We start from the raw sequence: 17,069 nt of genomic DNA on the forward strand, positions 1-17,069 counted from the left end.
GCGGTGTCATGACGGAGCCACTGATCCGCGTACGCGGGGTATCCCGCGCTTTTCCCGCAGGCGACGAGATGGTGCGCGTGCTGAAAGACGTCGACCTCGACATCGAGGCCGGCGAGATGATGGCCATTATCGGTGCCTCGGGTTCTGGCAAGTCGACACTGATGAACATCCTTGGCTGCCTCGATCGTCCAACGACTGGCAGTTACTGGATCGAAGGGCGCGAGACGTCGAAGATGGCTGTGGACGAACTGGCTGCGCTACGCCGTGAGCGGTTCGGGTTCATCTTCCAGCGTTATCATCTGCTTGGCGACCTCAGCGCAGCGAGTAATGTCGAGGTGCCGGCCATCTATGCCGGACGCAGCCGATCCGACCGGCACAAGCGAGCCATCTCCTTGTTGAGCCGACTGGGCCTGGCCGAGCGGACGGGCAATATCCCTGGCAAGCTGTCGGGCGGCCAGCAGCAGCGGGTATCGATCGCCCGCGCCCTGATGAATGGCGGCGAGATAATTCTGGCCGACGAGCCGACCGGAGCACTGGATACCCACAGTGGCGCCGAGGTTATGAAGATCCTGCGCGAACTTCACGCCGAAGGGCACACCATCATCCTGGTCACCCACGACAAGAAGATCGCCGACCACGCGGATCGGGTTGTCGAGATCAGCGACGGCGTTATCATTTCCGACGAGCGCAATATATCCAAGTCCGCTGCGACGGCCCGTCCCATCCGCGAGCACGCGCCGGGCGCTGGCTGGCGCGGCGCAATCGATCGGATGACTGAGGCCTTTCGTATGGCTGGCGCGGCAATCTGGGCGCACAAGATGCGCTCGCTTCTGACCATGCTCGGCATCATCATCGGTATCGCCTCGGTGGCGGCTATCTCGGCCCTGGGCGCTGGCTCGCAGCAACAAATCCTGAGCAGTATCAGTTCGCTCGGCACCAACACGATAGAGGTGCGAGCCGGGAAAGGCTTCGGCGATCTGGAAGCGGGGCGAATACGGACTCTGGTGCCTGCCGATGCGGAAGCCCTGGCGAACCAGCCCTATGTCGACAGCGTGACGCCAACCGTCGCGACGAACGTGACTGTCAAGCGCGCCGCCGTGGCAGTTAATGCGGCAGTCACCGGGGTCGGCGCGGATTTCTTTCGCGCAAGGGGCCTTGAATTGGCGCAGGGACATCTGTTCGACGCCCGGGACGTTACCGGCTACAGCCAGAATGTGGTGATTGATGCAAATGCCGCGCGAGACCTGTTTGCCGACCGGGTGAACCCGGTGGGACAGGTCATCCTTCTGGGTACAATGCCGGCGAGGGTCGTTGGCGTGACAAAGCAGGAGAAGTCCTTCGGCCCGGCGGTTGATACATTGACGGTTTATGCGCCTTACACAACCGTCATGGGCCGTATGCTGGGCCGTCCGAATGTCGACGGCATAACGGTCCGCATTAGCGACGGTGTCGATCCGGGGAATGTCGAGGCCGCGGTTTCGCGCCTTATCGAGCGTCGGCACGGCGCGAAAGACTTCTTCCTCACCAACTCGGCGACCATTCGCGAAACCATCGAGACCACCACGCGAACCCTGACGCTGCTGATATCCTCAGTCGCCGTGATCTCGCTGATTGTCGGCGGCATCGGCGTGATGAACATCATGCTGGTGTCGGTGACCGAGCGCACCAAGGAGATCGGGGTTCGTGTGGCCGTCGGCGCGCGCCGCAGCGACATCCTCTCCCAGTTCCTGATCGAGGCCGTCATGGTCTGCCTTGTCGGCGGCTTCATGGGAGTGATGCTCGCCCTCGGGATCAGCGCTCTTTTCAATTTGCTGAGCTCCGACTTCAAAATGGTCTTCTCTTCGGGCTCCATCATAATGGCCTTCACCTGCTCGACCCTGATCGGAATCGTCTTCGGCTTCCTTCCCGCCCGCAATGCGGCAAAACTTGACCCGATCGAAGCCTTGGCGCGCGACTGATGACCTTGGAAGGACATCGTAAACTTGACGATGTGGGAAAACGAAGCATGACAAACCGTAAGCCGGTTCTGTTCGGGACGCTTCTCATCTGCTTGAATGTTGATTTTGCGCTGAGGAGTGGTCAGCGCTCAGCGCAAAATCAACATTCAAGCGAATCTACCGGCTAACTTCAGAGAGAAGGCAAGAGCCATTGCAGTTTACAGCCTAAATTGCCACTCGCAACGAATGTCGGTATCGGTGGTTGCGTGCCCCCGCAACCAAATCAAAAATAGCCCCGTCTCCGACGGGGCTTTTTGCGTTTAAAGCAAACCAAATCTAAACAATAATCAAAAAACCAAGCAAGCACCCCACGAAAACTTGCCGATAAATAAAATGAACAGCGGAAAAGGAGCAGATCCAAGCCGCCGCAGCTCGCTGAAGTACCCCTAGAAAGAGCACACAAGATAATCGTAAAAGGGCAGTCCTAGTGATCAGTCCGCTCGTCACCATAAAGAACAACCTCGGCAAACTTTAGTTGAGCGGGGCTAAGTTATTTGGAACCTGCGTAGGGCGCGCGCCGGAGGCGATGTCGGGCTTGGAGATTATTACGCAGGATCGCTCCTGCAATTCATGCGCAAGTCGGACGTTTGCAAGGTAAGGTCTGGCCGAAACATCATGTCGATAACCTGCTGAAACCGGCCAACAACCGAGGTCAAATTGATCGACGAAGCTAAAGCGGGTGCCGATGCGATGCCACTGTATCGACTTACCCGGCAGACGGAAGATATTTCCAAGCCAGCAGTGGAAAACACCAATGACCGCTTCGCGCCGTCCTTCCAGTCGTCAGCACAGCATTCTCAGGCAGTTCAATGCGGCCGTTGCGCTTATCCTGCTTTCAACGTTCGTGAAAGGCTGGAAAGAGGAAGATTCAGGTTTTACAACCGGATGCTATAAGCTGGCCTTCGTTGGCAACCAGTGGCACGAAGGAGTTTAGCATGACTATGGACGCGGATCGAGATGAGTTGTCCTGCCGCTACCATCGTTTTGCAGTTCGTGAGGCTAGCGGACGGTCTCCGCTATACGAGCACCTCACCATGAGCGTATCGAAAGACGCAGAGGTCCTCAGCCTGATTTCGGCCTTGCCTCAACCAAAGCAGCAGCCCAACCTACTTCTTGCCGCCTACCGACACCTCTTCGGTGTGCCGTCGAACTACAGCGAGTTCAGGCAAGTTTTGGTGGATCGCTTCGATGGAGTTCGCTCCATCATGCTTGAGCGCTCGACGCAAACCAACGAGCCGGGACGGTGCGCTGTGCTTCTGCCGGTTTTAGCGAGCCTGCCGCAGCCTCTGGCGCTTTTGGAAGTCGGAGCGTCCGCTGGGCTTTGCCTATTCCCTGATCGCTACGGATACGAGTACCCCTCACGTAGCCTTCGGCCCTCGGCGGAGGCCAAACCGCATCCCGTGTTCCCATGTAAGGCTGCCGCAAATATCCAACTCCCTGACACGCTTCCGCAGATCGTTTGGCGGGCTGGGCTCGATCTAAATCCGCTGGACGCTGGCGACCCAGACGATGCTGCCTGGCTCGAAACACTTATCTGGCCCGAACAGGAAGAGCGCCGCAGCCGGCTTCGTTTGGCACTAGATATCGTGGCAGGAGAGCAGCCGAAGATCGCAAAGGGTGATCTCCTGGGACCTGAGTTCGAAGCTCTGTGCCGTCAAGCTCCGCAGGATGCCACGCTGGTGGTCTTCCATACCGCCGTTCTCGCCTACGTCCCAAACAAGGGCGACCGCGTGAAATTTGCCGACCAAGTCTCTGCGCTATCCGACATATGGATCTGCAACGAGGCACCGGGCGTCGTGTCGCATTCTGGCTTCGCCTCTGCAGACGCTCCATCGCAAGGTGCCTTCCTGCTGTCGGTCAACAATCAACCTACAGCATGGACCGACCCGCACGGCGCTTGGATTGAAACGATTACGGATGCAACGTCAACTTCCGAGGGCGCTACCGGGTTTCAATAACGAGCGAAATCGGCCTCTTAGCTGCCTGTCGGCTGTGCGTCTTCATTCCGGACATTGGCCGCCAGCTAAGAGCAAGCTAAAAGCTTTCGATCCGCTTAAGTCATGAGGGGCGGCGGTTAGGGTTGAAAGCCGAAGGGGGGGTATCGGAATGGGGTTTTCGTAAGCGGACCTTGAACTGGTCGTTGGCTGCGGGCGCCTTGACGGTCGGCCCGTCGCGGACATCGAAGTCTCAGGGCAACAAAAACGCATCTCAGCCTATTTGGGCCGCAGAGCCTCGAAACTAATGATCTCGTCGTCCTTGTGTGGTGCTCTTCCGTGCTGGTAGTTGCCCGACACCACTACATCGGCAAACCCAGTGAACTGCAACGCCATCAGGAACTCTTCGACACCCCACCATCTCAGCTTAAACAAATCGAGCTCGGATTGAACAAGTTCTCCGTCTCGCCAGAGTTCATAACGCAGATGGGCTAGCGTGGTTTGCGCGACATAATCGGTCTCAACCCTTTGCTCTGTCAGTGTAAGCAAATCTCCACCTTCGGTCTTCCAACGCCGAACAGAACCGGTCGTCCCAATGAAACTGCCTATTGGATCGAGATCTATGATCAGTTTTGCCCCAGGAACTAGACAATCATAAAACCGCTTTAGCGTAGCAATCGCCGATTTCGTATCCGTGACCAGCTGGAATGACCCCGCCGGAATAATAACCGCAGCAAAGCGTTTGCTAAAGGAGAATTCTTCGAATGTCTGTCGTGTGAGGCTCGCGGAAAGGTTTCTCTTCCTGCATTCATCTTGGCAGTACCCCAGCATCTCGTCAGATGCATCGAATCCCTCTATCGAAAATCCGGACTCCAGAAGCGGCACATAAACACGACCGTTGCCGACGGCAGGTTCCAAGATCGGACCTTCGGTTTTCGCAAGGCGTTGCTGATAATATTCCACATCGCCGAATGAGCGGCCGACCGGTTTATCGAGATTATAGACCCAGGAAGCCAGTCTTCCGTAACGATTATTCATTCTAGCCTCGTAGGATTAAGTACCGCGATGCGTTCGCCCTATGCAAATTCGATTACAATATAATTAAGGGAGCCAGTCCTCATGGTTTCAACGTTACCATAAATGAGCTAGACGCAGACCTCGCGAAAGTGGCCGCACTGGGCAGGGCTTCCACGAATGTCAGTTTTTTGGTTAACTCCAGCGCATTGTTTTGACCGTGGGTGGGCGCTAGCTGCCGGTCAGTAACGCGTCTTATTTCCGGTCATTGGTGTTTTTGCCGGGCACATCCAGAAGGCGACATTCTGTCGGCGTCTCCAGTAAATGCCTGCGAAGAGGTGGATCCATCCGACGGCTCTTGGAATTCGCAATAGATACGCAGTCTTTTGGGAACACGGTCACTGATGTTTCCCAACCAATTGCGGCGCCTACACCCATGGTGCAGGCGCCAACTCAGCTTAAGCGGCGAGATGCTGATTGAAGAAGCTGGTCAGTTTATCGAATGGGATCATGTCCACCTTGTCATAGAGATCGACGTGGTTGGCGTCGGGGACAATTACCAGTTCCTTCGGTTCGGCAGCGTTTGCATAGGCGGTTTCGCTGAAGTAGCGTGAATGCGCCTTCTCGCCATGGATGAACAGTACCGGCCGCGGTGAGATTTCCTTGATGTAGTTCAGGATCGGCATGTTCATGAAAGACATCGGCGTCGTGATGGTCCATGCGTTGCCGGAATTGACCGCGCGCTTATGGTAGCCGCGCGGCGTCATGTAATAATCGTGGTAATCGACCAGGAACTGGGTCTCGCCGCCCTTCAGCTCATTATACGGCGGCTGGTAGGCTGGGGCACCATTCGCCGCGTCTTCCCAGCGCTGCCGGCTCAACTGCTTCAGTGCCTGCGTGCGCTGTTCGAGCGGCATGCTGTCATTGTAGCCCTTCGACATGACGCGGGTCATGTCGTACATAGTGCTGGCAACAACGGCCTTCACGCGCTTGTCGGCGGCAACGGCGTTCAGCGCCATACCGCCCCAGCCGCAGATGCCGATAACGCCGATGCGCTCCCGGTCGACGGAATCATGAAGGCCTAGATAATCCACGCCCGCCATGAAATCCTCGGTGTTGATGTCCGGCGAGGCGACATTGCGCGGCTCACCGCCGCTTTCGCCGGTAAACGACGGATCGAAGGCCAGCGTGACGAAGCCGCGCTCGGCCATGGTCTGGGCATAGAGGCCGGATGACTGTTCCTTGACCGCGCCGAACGGACCGCTGACAACAATGGCTGGCAGCTTTTTGTCGGCGCGATCGTTAGGCAGATAGAGATCGCCGGCAAGCGTGATGCCGTAGCGGTTCCTGAACGTGACCTTCTGATGGTCGACTTTCTGGCTTTTAGGGAAAACCTTGTCCCATTCTTGCGATATATTCTGAGCATTCGCGTTGGAAATATCGAAAAGTGACGCCGCGCCGAGAGCGGCCATGCCGACGCCGCTCATTTTGAGAAGATTGCGGCGACCGGCATCGGGCGCTACCTGATGATGGAGTGCGTTTTCGGATTCAACATTCTGTTTCATTGCAGGTTCTCCTTGCGGTTTCAAACGGGCTGGTCTCCTCACGAGATTGGCGTCGCGCGTCAGGACGACGCTTCAATGCGAAGCGGAAATTCGCCGCGCACCAGGAGTGGCTTGGCTCCCTTGTCCAGCCGGCCAAGCCGGATCAGTCCGCGCGACCAGTGGTAAGGGCCATGGAACATCGCCAGATTGCCCCACGGCGCGTAGTAGCAAAGGTCGCCAATCGCCTCGTTGCCGAAGCGACCACTGCCTTCTTCGGTCAGTTTGCGCGGCAGATAGGCAATCTTCTCATTGGTCGAATAATCGTCGATCGTGAGAACGAGCGACAGCATCGCGAACAGGTCGTGTGCCGAAGGGTTGTCCTCCAGCGTCGCGATGAAATCCTGGTCGGCGAAGGTCAGTCTGAGGCGCATAGCCGTTCCTCCCTGTGCTTGAGTTCTCCCCGTCAACGCGGAAACAAAAGTGGGGATGAAGAGGCTGGCAGCGCCCGCTGCCAGCAGTCGACGTCGAGATCTCGATGAGAACGGGCTCATGTCAGGCCGCCTCCGCCTCCGGCTTCAGCATCCGCTTGCCGTTGCCGATCATCATGACTGCCAGGACCGCCAGAACGATACTGCCGATGAAAGTCGCATGAACGGAGATGCCGTCGAGCAGCAATCCGCCGACTAGGGCCCCGAGCAGGATCGACATCTGGATCGCTGCGACCATCAAGCTGCCGGCGGCCTCCGGAATGTCATCGGCGTTCTGCGACATCCACGTCATCCAGATGACGGAGAACATGGTGTTCATTGCACCCCAGACAGCCATGAACAGGCCGGCGGCGATGATCGAGAAGCCAAGTAGCAGGAGACCGAGGGTGGCCCCGCCCATGACTAGGGCCGGCAGTTTCAGGAAGGGGGCAACGTCGCCTTTCAGGAAGCGTCCCGCCGCCCATGTTCCGATGAAACCGGCGCATCCCAGAAGCAGCAGGAGAGCCGATAGTGTGGTTACATCAACCCGCGTAACCTGCTCCAGAAACGGGCGCAGATAGGTGAACATCGTAAAGGCAGAGCCCCAGGACAGCATGCAGGCTGCAAGTCCGCGTTGAAAATATGGCCGCTTCAACAAGGCTAACATCAATCGGAAGTCCTGCCTTTCGCGTGCGGGCAGGGACGGGAGTGCCGCAACGTGCCATACGAGATTGATAGCTACAATTGGCGTCAGCGCCCAGAACACCTCACGCCAGTCGAACAGACCGCCTAGGTAGCTTCCAATCGGCGCGGCAAAGGCCGCGGCGATGGCTTGGCCGCCATACATCAAAGCCAGCGCCCGGGGCACGTCCGCGGCCGGCACCAGACGCATGATGACGGCTGTGGCCAAAGCCCAGAAACCACCGATGCAGACGCCGAGAAGCGCGCGGCCGAGTATAAGGACAGCAAAGTTTGGCGCGGTGGCGACCAGAACCAGCGATGCCAGCATAAGCGCGGTCATCGCCACCAGAACCCATTTCCGATTCAGCGTGCCAGCAGCCGTCGTGATTAACAAGCTGGCAACGACAGCGAAAAAGCCGCTCACTGAGATCGCCTGACCGGTCTGCCCCTCGGTCGCGTGCAGCCCTTCTGCCATTGGCGTTAATAGACTCACTGGCATGAATTCCGAAGCAATGAGCATTGCCACGCAGAGCGCCATCGAAAGCACCGCGCCCCAGGCAGCGGGTCTGCCGCCGGCATTTTCCTCAGTGGAAACCATTCTCTGCGTATTCCTAAAATGAAACTATGAGGTCTGCACATCAATATAGCCTATCGACCTGCGACCGATTAGCCGTTACAATTTGATTGGATCAATCGATATGATCGATTAATCTAAGGCCCACAGGAATGGGTGGAATTACATGGAGAAGACGGATTTCAACCAGTTGACCTGGTTCAGAATCGTTGCCGAGGAGAAGAGCTTCACCAAAGCGGCAGCAAAGATCGGCGTCGCGCAATCGACCCTCAGCTACGCGATCAAACAGTTGGAAGCCGGCATGGGTATCCGCCTCCTGACGCGCACGACCAGAAACGTCAGCACGACGCCTGCGGGGGAACGGCTCCTCAAGACGATCACCCCTCGAATGGCCGAGATCGAGGACGAGATCGCCGCGTTGATGACGTTCCGCGACAAACCATCCGGTTCGATCCGGCTGACGCTTTCCGATCATGCGCTGGAAAGCGTGGTCTGGCCGAACCTGAAGCCGGTGTTACGTGAATATCCTGACATCGCCGTCGAGCTGATCCTGGACAGCACCTTCCGCAATATAGTTGAGGAAGGTTTTGACGCTGGCGTTCGGCTGGGCGAGAGCGTCGAGAAGGATATGATTGCGGTCAGGATCGGACCGGACTGGCGGTTGGTGGCCGTGGCCTCGCCCGACTATCTCGCCAAACATGGCGTGCCGGAACATCCGCAGGATCTAGTCCGGCACCGCTGCATCAACATGCGTCATGAGACTGGCGGCGGCCTTTATGCCTGGGAATTCGAGAAAGAGAGACAGGAGCTGCGCGTCCGTGTGTCTGGCCAGCTTACCTTCAACAATTCATACGCCATGATTGATGCAGCGGTTAGTGGTTATGGTATCGTCTATGTGCCTGAAAACATCGTCGCGCAGCACATTGCTTCCGGCGAGCTGATCCAAGTTTTGGACGACTGGTCGCCCTTATTCGATGGCTACTTTCTCTACTATCCCAGCCGCCGCCAGAATCTGCCCGCATTCAAAGTCATCATCGACGCTCTGCGATACCGTGGGTAGAGAAATACAACGTCATGCTCTGGCTTAGAGAAATCATTTACCGCGTCTCAAGAAAATGATCTTGCCGATGGAAAGGCAGTTTTTTGCAGACCAATTTGCTCACAGTCCAAACTGTACCGTTAGTCTTTCTGGACGAACGGCAGGCTTCGGTCGTAACTCATAGCCTTGGGGACGGGGACCATCAAGGTCGAAAACTGCCGGTAGGCAACGCGCCCGCTTATCAGTCATTAAAATGATTGTCTGGAACACCTATAAGCGGACGCCATACCTACAACTCGGTAAATGTCTGTGAGTAGTGGGTACCGGTCGGGCAGCTTTCGGATTGGTTGGCGATGAAACGACCGTCAGATGTCGCAAAAGTCCCATGAATGTCACGGCTTTTGCGACCGAATTTCCCCTGATTTTTCTGTGACTTTGATCGCTATTTGGCACTAATTATCAGCGCTATTTGGCACCGATTGGCGACAGTCTGATGCTCATGAGACCTGGGATCTATAAGCGATCCATTTCCTCATATCCTCTGACGCGATATTGCCTCCACAAACGATCAACCCGACGATTGCGTCAGAGGGAAGCTTCTTAGCCACCTGAATAGCACCTGCGAGGGCGGCTCCCGACGCAAGCTCAACCCACTGCCCTGCACTCTCGCCATAACAGAGCATCCCAGCGATGGCCTCGAGATCGGAAACAACTGCAACATTTTCCAGATAGGTCTGGGCGTGATGCAGCATCAGATCACTGACCATCGGGACACCGAGCGTCGAGATAATCGAGCTTACTGCGATTTCTACAGGAGCTTTGGCGCGTAGTGCCCGATCCATAGAGTTCGCACCATCGGTCTCGACGCCCCATATCCGAATCTCCGGTTTGATGGCTTTTAAAGCCGTCGCGACACCAGCCAGCATTGCACCACCTCCCACCGCAGCAAAAACATCAGTTAAAGCCGGGCAGTCCTGGATGAATTCCAAAGCCAATGTCCCGTGACCCTCAGCAATCGCCGTATCGTCGCAGTCATCGAGAATAACATAGCCCTGCTGTGCAAGCATTTCCGCGTGCGCAAAAGCCTCTCGAACGTCTACTGTCACGACAACGGGGACGCCAAGCGCCCGGATTTTTGCGATGGACGAAGCAGGCGCTGTTTGCGGCATAATGATCGTAACATTGGCGTTCAGGCTTGCAGCCGCCTGCGCGACCGCTATCCCGAAATTGCCGCCGCTGACTGCGACAAAGCGTTGGGAGGGCAGCTGAGATCGAATTTCAGCGAACTTGTTCAAAACACCCCGCGCCTTAAAAGAGCCGCCAACCTGCGTGTTCTCTAATTTGAGGTAGACTGGCCGCTTGATGATGGAAGACAAACCAGGGCTCTCGATGGTTGCGGTCCGGACGACGTTGTGGTGGATGCGGTCTGCGGCAACACGGATTGCGCTAGGGTCAATAAGGAATTTCATTTGAACTCGTGGAAATGATGAGGGGAAATCGAAGTCTGCTGTTATCTTGACGTGCTATCTGCAGCATGACGAGCAAGCGTGCGATAGACCGTCGGGCGGGCGATGGAAAACACTTCTGCAAGATCGCTGACCGAATAGTCGCCGGTGTCATACATCCGGCGCAGCTCCTTTTGCTGGCGATCGGAGAGCTTCGGCTTTTTGCCTCGCAGCTTTCCCTTGGAACGGGCGACCGCCATTCCTTCGCGCGTCCGCATCCGGATCAAGTCGGCCTCGAACTCGGCGAAGGTGGCGAGGATGTTGAAGAACAGCTTGCCCATTGGGTCGGACGGATCATGGACGCTCGCCCCGATCTGCAACCTCACACCCCGCGCAGCAAGATCATCCCCGATTGTGCGCGCGTCAGGGACAGAGCGTGCGAGACGGTCGAGCTTGGGCACGACGAGCGTATCGCCGCTACGCACCGCCGCAAGCGCTTGGTCGAGACCGGGCCGGGCTCGATTCGCGCCGGTGAATCCGTGATCGGTATAGATGCGATCCCCCGCGACGCCGAGCTTAATCAAAGTGTCCTTCTGGGCGGCGAGGTCCTGCTTGTCGGTTGAGCAGCGGGCATAGCCAATGAGCGTGTTCGTCATACTTGAATCTGTAACGTAAGGGGCTCCTTCAACGCAAGAAATATAGTACCATTCAAATGAGACGAACGTCACTCCACCAAAAGCGGACTTTCCGGCGTGCCGGTAAGTGCGGGGAAAACCGTCCGTTGAACGATCCTCTTTCGGACAGAGGGATGAATGAGCAAGGCAGAGGATGGCGATGCAGATACCGCGATGTGCATCGCGGTATTGCGCCCCTACATCGACGGCGAAGCCCCACTGACGAAGGTGGCTGCCGCCGCCGGCATCCCGCTCCGCACCGCCCGGCGCTGGATCGCCCGGATGCGGGAGGGCGGCCCTGCAGCTCTCAGACGCAAGCAGCGCGCGGATGCCGGTGATCGGCGGCTTGATGCCAATCTTATAGGATTGGTCGAAGGGTTGGCGCTCACCAGACCGCGCCTGTCGATCGCGACCATTCATCGCCGGATCTGCAAAGTCGCGGCGGAACGAGGATTGCGGCCGCCGTCCTACGCGAGCGTTCATTCAATCGTCGGCGGGATCGGTCCGGCCACCCTGACACTCGCCCATGAAGGCGAAGCCGCGTTCCGTGACCGATATGAACTCATCCATCGGCATCGTGCCGAGCGGCCGAACGCAACATGGCAAGCCGATCACACCCAGCTTGACATCCTGATCCTCGACGCGAACGGCAAAGAAGTACGGCCTTGGCTTACGACCGTGATCGATGACTATTCCCGCGCCGTCGCGGGATACATGGTATTCCTGGGAGCCCCATCGGCGCTGAATACGTCGCTGGCACTGCGCCAGGCGATCTGGAGAAAGCCGCAAACCGATTGGCCGGTTTGCGGGATTCCTGACGTGCTGCATGTCGATCATGGGTCCGACTTCACCAGCATTCATCTCGACCAGGCGTCCGCCGATCTTCGCTTTCAGATCATCTATTCTACCGTTGCCCGTCCCAGGGGCGCGGCAAGGTCGAGCGGCTGTTTGGCACGATCAATACGGAATTGCTGCCCGAGCTGCCGGGGCACCTTCTCGAAGGAAAAGTCGCCTCCATGCCCCGTTTGTCATTGCCGGAACTGGACGCGGCGATCGGTACTTTCATCGTGAATATCTACAACATGAGGAAGCACAGCGCGATCGGCGTAGCCCCGATCGAAGCTTGGCGCGGCAAAGGCTGGCTACCTCGCCTGCCGGACGATCTGGAAGCGCTCGACACATTGTTGGTCATGGTCGCCAAGCCCCGCGTCATCCGCCGGGACGGAATTCATTTCGAGGGGCTGCGCTTCCTCAGTCCGACACTCGCGGCCTATGTCGGCGAGCCTGTGACCGTCCGCTACGACCCGCGCGACATGGGCGAGATACGGGTGTTTCACCGGAATGCGTTCCTCTGCCGCGCCGTCAACGCCGAACATACCGATCGGAGCGTCACGCTGAAGGACGTGCAGACCGCTCGCGCCGCCCATCGCCGCAAAGTGCGGCAGGACATCAAGGAGAAGCGAGGCCGTGTCGCCGATCTGCTGCCAGCTCCATCCGTCCCAAGTTCGGCTCCTGCAAAACCGAAACCGGAAGCAGCGCTACCAACTCGGCCACGTCTGCGCCTTTATGCCGAGGACAGAGGATGAGAGTGCACCAGGGTGGCGAGCGAACAGGAACCTTCATCGTCACCGGGGAGCATCGTCGTTTCTCCGAGTTCGCCGACGCTGTTCGCAAGCACCGCTATATCGGTGTTTGTCACGGCCCTGCCGGCGTCGGAAAAACACTTTCCGCCCGGCGCTATGCCCGATGGGATGTTGCCCAAACCCTACTGAATGAATGGGGGCCAAGGGAAGAATCGGACGCAAAGGTCTATGCAGCACTCGCCCGGTCACGTTCGGTCTTCTACACGCCGACAGTCGGGGCCACGCTCGGCGAGCTGCGCAAAGACTTGCCCCGCCTGCTTTCCCGCGTCGATATCTGCGTGGACCAGCATGTAAGTCCGCCGGGCTGTTCTCCTTCCCACCGCCGTCCCAGCCATGTCGAACTCATCATCGTTGACGAGGCAGAGCGTCTGTCAACGACTGCGCTCGAATATCTCCGGGACATGTTTGATCGAGAGGGCGTCGGCCTGATCCTAATCGGCATGCCCGGCATTCAGATGAGGCCCCAGCTCTACAGCCGGGTCGGCTTCGCCCATGCTTACCGGCCCTTGCAGGATGAAGAACTGACATTCGTTCTCACCCGGCGCTGGCGGCAGCTTGGGCTCAACCTCGATGATGCCGACTTTACCGACACCAAGGCTATCGCCACGATCGTCCGGATCACCGGCGGCAACTTCCGCCTCGTTCATCGCCTGTTCGTCCAGATCGAGCGCATCCTGCGCATCAATGAGCTCAACGCGATCACGGATGACGTGGTGGAGGCGGCGCGATCAGTCCTCGTAATCGGTGCCACTTAGCGCTGATAATTAGTGCCAAATAGCGATCAAAGTCACAGATTTTTCAGTGTCGGCGACTTGGCGGCAAATTCAGGAGTGTTGCGACAGGTACGAACGGGATCGAAGCACCGTTGAAGTCGCGGGGCTAGCGAACCTGCGCGCCCACACAGGCCGCTCACTTGATTTTTGGAATGCGTCGAGCCAACCAAGCGCCCCAGAACAGGCTGGCAAAGAACCGAAGTGGCTCCTCGAAACCGGCTTCCGTTAGCAAGGAGATTACCGCTTCCTCCGACCTGGGCGGCTCCGCACCTTGCAGAATCTTGTTCATCTTAGACTGGACTTCTTCCGGTCCTGCGTCGTTCATTCGCCAACGGGTGGCCCAAGCTGCCATGAGCAACGGCTGGGAAGCGTAAGCTCGGTAATTCCCTGCGATGACCAAGGGCGCGCCCGGCTTCAACCGCATTGCGATTTGCGCCAGAATATCCTGCTTCATCGCATCTCCCGGCAGATGGTGCAATACGCCGATCATGATCGCTGCGTCGAATGATGGGGCTGAATCGATGTCAGCGACGGTGCCATGAACAGTCTCCACCCGGTCGGACACTCCGGCCTCGACCAGATGTGTGCGTGCGAGATCCAGCATCGGCGGCGACGGATCGACGGCGACAAAGGACCATTCCGGCTCCAGCCGCGCGGCGGCAATGATTTCACCCGCCGTTCCTCCGGCTCCGACAATCAGAACTCGGGCCTGCTTTCTTTCACCCAGGGCGGCAGACAACATACAAGCGGAAAGCTCATGGCAGGCATCATATCCGGCTAACGCGATCCGGCTCTGGCGTGCATACTCCTCGGCGCGGGAGGCGTCGAATTTGGCGGCGGAATCCGATGTCATATGATTTCCTGTCGGTCGTTTCAGCTGTGGGCTGGTGAAAGGATAGACGATTTAGGATCATGATGTAGAATAAGTACATGATCGAAAATTCTAATATCGAGCGAAAGCATGATCGACTGATCGCTTTTCTAAAAGCCTTTACCCTCAGCGTAACGCATTGTGAATCCGCGAAGGAAGCGAATCTTCTAATCGTCAACGTCAATGGTTCCGGTGGACCGACCCATCTGCTTTACCGGGCGCGATCCACAGCCGCGCTGCCGGACGGGGCCGCCTTGTTCGCTGCCGCCAAGGTGGATTTTGGCGGCAGCGCAAATCCGTTGGTCGGCGCGTTGCCAGATGAGTTGTGCTTCTCACTGACCGACGAGCCGCAGTTGCTTTGGCTGTCCGAGTTGATCATGGCCGAGGTCGAAGTCACTCGCTGCGGTGGCGGTACGATTCAGGCGCGGCTATGCGAGATCGTCGTCGTGCTGGCGATCCGCAAAGCGATAGCGATCGGCACTGTCGATGCCGGGTTGCTGGCGGGGCTTGCTCATCCCAAACTTCACGTAAGCCTTGTCGCCATGCACGACGATCCGGTGCGGCGTTGGCAGATTGCGGACTTGGCTGCCATCGCGGGAATGTCGCGCGGGCAATTCATTGTAGCCTTCAAGCAAACCGTTGGTCAGTCGCCGGGAGCGTATCTGAATGGCTGGCGTTTGGCGTTGGGACGTGCCGAACTGCGCTCTGGACGGAGCGTCAAGTCTGTCGCCGTCATGGTAGGCTTCGGTAGTGCCGCCGCCTTTTCCCGCGCGTTTTCGCGCAAATTCGGTTGCCCCCCGATCCAGAGCAAAGCGCAAAAATGACACGCAGGAGACTGCATTTGTTGCCCCCGATAACTGTGCTCCTTGCGAGTTAAGCGGCAGACACGAGATAATACGCTGACTTTTACGACGTATCAAAAGTCAGCGACTGGTGGCTGCTTCTCAACGCTGCCTATGTCGCTAATCGAAACTTGCCGCCCTCTATAGCCTTGATCATCATGCTCAGCGTTTCATGACGGGTTTGTCCATCGGTAGGCGGAACATGCTGCTCTAGCGATGAGAATTGTTGAAGGGGTGCGGTGATAGGCTCTGGGTCGGTCAACGTGTCGCCACCACGTTCCTGACAGCGATGAATGGCCGCATCTAACGGCGGCCGGTACAACGTAGTGGAGTGGCGCGGCGACTGTCTTGAACGGTTGCAGAAACCAAGGGCCGATTTCCATCCACAACGACAAAATAACCGCCCTTGGCATAGCCTTCGGCAACACCTGCGAGCACATCCACGACCACGGCGTAACCGAAAGCCCCGGATCGCTCTGTCTGCTGCGCAAAACCACGTATTGACCACGCTCGACACGTTCCATGAGCGCTTGGGCGAACTGCGCTCAGAAGATATGCAGGATGGCTTTCATGCCTGGATGCGCGGTATCGGCAAGACCGGTTCCTATTCGCCAAAGAGCATCACTGGTTATAATGGCCATGGGTTTGACATGACCACGGCCGGTGTCCAGATCGGTGCTGACTATTCAAAGGGCGATGTCTTTGTGGCTGGCGATAAGCTCACAGTCGGCATCTTTGGAGAATATGTGAATTCGAGCTTCGATGTTCGTGGCCGCACAGCCGATGGTTCGATATCCTCAAAAGGACTTGGTGGTTATGTGACCTGGCAGCAGAAAGCTCCAACTGACCGTAAGCCTGGAACGGGCGCCTATGTAGATGCCGTCGTCAAGCAAGACTGGCTCGACTTTGGCGTGAATGCCAAGTCTGTATCGGGTTTTGATCTGCGAAATGGCTATAAGGGCAAGGCAACCTCCGCGTCTATTGAAGCAGGCTATGGCTTTGATCTTGGCAACAATGTTGTGCTGCAGCCACAGGCTCAGCTGACCTGGTCAAAGATCAAGGCAGACAGCTTCACTGATCCCTACGGCATTGCTGTCCATGGTCAGGAAGCGGAATCGCTGATCGGTCGTGTTGGTGTGCGTCTTGAAAAGACCTTCTATTTCGGTGGTGAAGAAGAGACGCTTGAAGCTGCCCCCGCCAAGCCGATGAGCCTGCTAAGAACGCGAAGGGCAAGAAGGGTGCAAAGGCAAAGACGGTTATTGCTCCTCTGCCGGAGGCTCCTAAAAAGAAGAAGTTCGTGAAGTCCGTTACGACCTATGCGGATGCTAACGTCAGGCGTGAGTTCAAGGGCAAGAATGGCCTTGTGGCTTCAGGCACTGGCATCGGTAATGATATGGGTGGCACACGTTATGATGTCGGTGTTGGCGTGGTTGCCCGTGTTTCGGAAAATGTCAGCCTGTTCGGCCGCGGTGCTGTCGAGTTCGGTGGTTCCACCAATGCCGCTGGCAAGGTTTCGGGTGGTCTCAAGATTACCTGGTAATTGATCCGAGACTTTATTCTCAAGATAAAAA

Annotated in this window: 17 protein-coding genes and 1 pseudogene; 10 read left to right on the forward strand and 8 right to left on the reverse strand. The window is 57.4% G+C overall.

Annotated elements, in window-relative coordinates; all coding sequences use genetic code 11:
• Positions 1-8 precede the first annotated feature (8 nt).
• The 3 genes from CES85_RS09050 to CES85_RS09060 all read left to right on the forward strand — a co-directional run bounded on the left by CES85_RS09050 (position 9) and on the right by CES85_RS09060 (position 3,955).
• Positions 9-1,958: a MacB family efflux pump subunit gene (locus CES85_RS09050; RefSeq protein ID WP_095445559.1), complete on the forward strand. Its 1,950-nt coding sequence runs from the start codon at positions 9-11 to the stop codon at positions 1,956-1,958.
• Positions 1,959-2,751: 793 nt separating this feature from the next.
• Positions 2,752-2,931, forward strand: a complete 180-nt coding sequence (locus CES85_RS09055; RefSeq protein ID WP_095445560.1) for a hypothetical protein — start codon at positions 2,752-2,754, stop codon at positions 2,929-2,931.
• 1 nt (position 2,932) lies between these two features.
• Positions 2,933-3,955 (forward strand): DUF2332 domain-containing protein, encoded by a 1,023-nt coding sequence (locus tag CES85_RS09060; protein ID WP_244923184.1) that lies wholly within the window; start codon positions 2,933-2,935, stop codon positions 3,953-3,955.
• A 255-nt stretch (positions 3,956-4,210) separates the two neighbouring features.
• On the opposite strand, the gene CES85_RS09065 is transcribed toward CES85_RS09060, so the two are convergent.
• The 4 genes from CES85_RS09065 to CES85_RS09080 form a co-directional block, all read right to left on the reverse strand.
• Entirely contained in the window at positions 4,211-4,969 is a 759-nt protein-coding gene (locus CES85_RS09065) for a class I SAM-dependent methyltransferase (RefSeq protein WP_095445561.1), read from the reverse strand.
• Positions 4,970-5,403: 434 nt separating this feature from the next.
• On the reverse strand, positions 5,404-6,510 hold the full coding sequence (locus CES85_RS09070) for an alpha/beta hydrolase (protein ID WP_095445562.1): 1,107 nt from the start codon (positions 6,508-6,510) through the stop codon (positions 5,404-5,406).
• 59 nt (positions 6,511-6,569) lie between these two features.
• Positions 6,570-7,040, reverse strand: a complete 471-nt coding sequence (locus CES85_RS09075; RefSeq protein WP_167388263.1) for a cyclophilin-like fold protein — start codon at positions 7,038-7,040, stop codon at positions 6,570-6,572.
• Position 7,041: 1 nt separating this feature from the next.
• Complete coding sequence (locus CES85_RS09080; RefSeq protein WP_095445564.1) at positions 7,042-8,235, reverse strand: MFS transporter; 1,194 nt, start codon at positions 8,233-8,235, stop codon at positions 7,042-7,044.
• A gap of 142 nt (positions 8,236-8,377) precedes the next feature.
• On the opposite strand from CES85_RS09080, the gene CES85_RS09085 reads away from it, so the two are divergent.
• Positions 8,378-9,271: a LysR family transcriptional regulator gene (locus CES85_RS09085; protein ID WP_095445565.1), complete on the forward strand. Its 894-nt coding sequence runs from the start codon at positions 8,378-8,380 to the stop codon at positions 9,269-9,271.
• Between the two features lie 476 nt (positions 9,272-9,747).
• On the opposite strand, the gene CES85_RS09090 is transcribed toward CES85_RS09085, so the two are convergent.
• Together CES85_RS09090 and CES85_RS09095 are read right to left on the reverse strand one after the other, a co-directional pair.
• Positions 9,748-10,719 carry a threonine ammonia-lyase gene (locus CES85_RS09090; protein ID WP_095445566.1) on the reverse strand — a complete coding sequence of 324 codons (972 nt, stop codon included), beginning with the start codon at positions 10,717-10,719 and terminating at the stop codon, positions 9,748-9,750.
• 41 nt (positions 10,720-10,760) lie between these two features.
• On the reverse strand, positions 10,761-11,351 hold the full coding sequence (locus CES85_RS09095) for a recombinase family protein (RefSeq protein ID WP_095445567.1): 591 nt from the start codon (positions 11,349-11,351) through the stop codon (positions 10,761-10,763).
• Positions 11,352-11,507: 156 nt separating this feature from the next.
• Between CES85_RS09095 and CES85_RS27540 the strand changes: the two genes are divergently transcribed.
• The 3 genes from CES85_RS27540 to CES85_RS09105 are packed head-to-tail and all read left to right on the forward strand — an operon-like array spanning position 11,508 to position 13,767.
• On the forward strand, positions 11,508-12,440 hold the full coding sequence (locus CES85_RS27540; RefSeq protein WP_208636269.1) for a TnsB C-terminal domain-containing protein: 933 nt from the start codon (positions 11,508-11,510) through the stop codon (positions 12,438-12,440).
• Entirely contained in the window at positions 12,386-12,955 is a 570-nt protein-coding gene (locus tag CES85_RS27545) for a Mu transposase C-terminal domain-containing protein (protein ID WP_208636270.1), read from the forward strand. The genes CES85_RS27540 and CES85_RS27545 overlap by 55 nt, the downstream gene beginning before the upstream one ends.
• A gap of 2 nt (positions 12,956-12,957) precedes the next feature.
• The gene (locus CES85_RS09105) at positions 12,958-13,767 is read left to right on the forward strand and encodes an AAA family ATPase (protein ID WP_244923185.1); all 810 of its coding nucleotides are present in this window, start codon (positions 12,958-12,960) and stop codon (positions 13,765-13,767) included.
• A gap of 154 nt (positions 13,768-13,921) precedes the next feature.
• On the opposite strand, the gene CES85_RS09110 is transcribed toward CES85_RS09105, so the two are convergent.
• Positions 13,922-14,638, reverse strand: coding sequence for a class I SAM-dependent methyltransferase (locus CES85_RS09110; protein WP_095445569.1), 717 nt, complete (start codon positions 14,636-14,638; stop codon positions 13,922-13,924).
• Between the two features lie 77 nt (positions 14,639-14,715).
• On the opposite strand from CES85_RS09110, the gene CES85_RS09115 reads away from it, so the two are divergent.
• Positions 14,716-15,480, forward strand: a complete 765-nt coding sequence (locus tag CES85_RS09115) for an AraC family transcriptional regulator (protein ID WP_095445570.1) — start codon at positions 14,716-14,718, stop codon at positions 15,478-15,480.
• Positions 15,481-15,610: 130 nt separating this feature from the next.
• Here CES85_RS09115 and CES85_RS27795 read toward each other — a convergent pair.
• Positions 15,611-15,951: pseudogene (locus CES85_RS27795) on the reverse strand (ATP-binding protein); the annotation flags it as partial.
• 47 nt (positions 15,952-15,998) lie between these two features.
• Here CES85_RS27795 and CES85_RS09125 point away from each other — a divergent pair.
• Complete coding sequence (locus CES85_RS09125) at positions 15,999-16,799, forward strand: autotransporter outer membrane beta-barrel domain-containing protein (RefSeq protein ID WP_280523377.1); 801 nt, start codon at positions 15,999-16,001, stop codon at positions 16,797-16,799.
• Entirely contained in the window at positions 16,796-17,038 is a 243-nt protein-coding gene (locus tag CES85_RS28115; protein WP_095445572.1) for an autotransporter outer membrane beta-barrel domain-containing protein, read from the forward strand. The genes CES85_RS09125 and CES85_RS28115 overlap by 4 nt, the downstream gene beginning before the upstream one ends.
• The last annotated feature ends 31 nt before the right edge of the window (positions 17,039-17,069 follow it).

It is taken from the genome of Ochrobactrum quorumnocens (genome assembly GCF_002278035.1).
GTDB lineage: Bacteria > Pseudomonadota > Alphaproteobacteria > Rhizobiales > Rhizobiaceae > Brucella > Brucella quorumnocens.

Coding starts and splice junctions, on each gene's coding strand:
- CES85_RS09050 (WP_095445559.1), top strand. CDS start 9: ATGACGGAGCCACTGATCCGCGTACGCGGGGTATCCCGCGCTTTTCCC.
- CES85_RS09055 (WP_095445560.1), top strand. CDS start 2,752: ATGACCGCTTCGCGCCGTCCTTCCAGTCGTCAGCACAGCATTCTCAGG.
- CES85_RS09060 (WP_244923184.1), top strand. CDS start 2,933: ATGACTATGGACGCGGATCGAGATGAGTTGTCCTGCCGCTACCATCGT.
- CES85_RS09065 (WP_095445561.1), bottom strand. CDS start 4,969: ATGAATAATCGTTACGGAAGACTGGCTTCCTGGGTCTATAATCTCGAT.
- CES85_RS09070 (WP_095445562.1), bottom strand. CDS start 6,510: ATGAAACAGAATGTTGAATCCGAAAACGCACTCCATCATCAGGTAGCG.
- CES85_RS09075 (WP_167388263.1), bottom strand. CDS start 7,040: ATGAGCCCGTTCTCATCGAGATCTCGACGTCGACTGCTGGCAGCGGGC.
- CES85_RS09080 (WP_095445564.1), bottom strand. CDS start 8,235: ATGGTTTCCACTGAGGAAAATGCCGGCGGCAGACCCGCTGCCTGGGGC.
- CES85_RS09085 (WP_095445565.1), top strand. CDS start 8,378: ATGGAGAAGACGGATTTCAACCAGTTGACCTGGTTCAGAATCGTTGCC.
- CES85_RS09090 (WP_095445566.1), bottom strand. CDS start 10,719: ATGAAATTCCTTATTGACCCTAGCGCAATCCGTGTTGCCGCAGACCGC.
- CES85_RS09095 (WP_095445567.1), bottom strand. CDS start 11,351: ATGACGAACACGCTCATTGGCTATGCCCGCTGCTCAACCGACAAGCAG.
- CES85_RS27540 (WP_208636269.1), top strand. CDS start 11,508: ATGAGCAAGGCAGAGGATGGCGATGCAGATACCGCGATGTGCATCGCG.
- CES85_RS27545 (WP_208636270.1), top strand. CDS start 12,386: ATGCCCCGTTTGTCATTGCCGGAACTGGACGCGGCGATCGGTACTTTC.
- CES85_RS09110 (WP_095445569.1), bottom strand. CDS start 14,638: ATGACATCGGATTCCGCCGCCAAATTCGACGCCTCCCGCGCCGAGGAG.
- CES85_RS09115 (WP_095445570.1), top strand. CDS start 14,716: ATGATCGAAAATTCTAATATCGAGCGAAAGCATGATCGACTGATCGCT.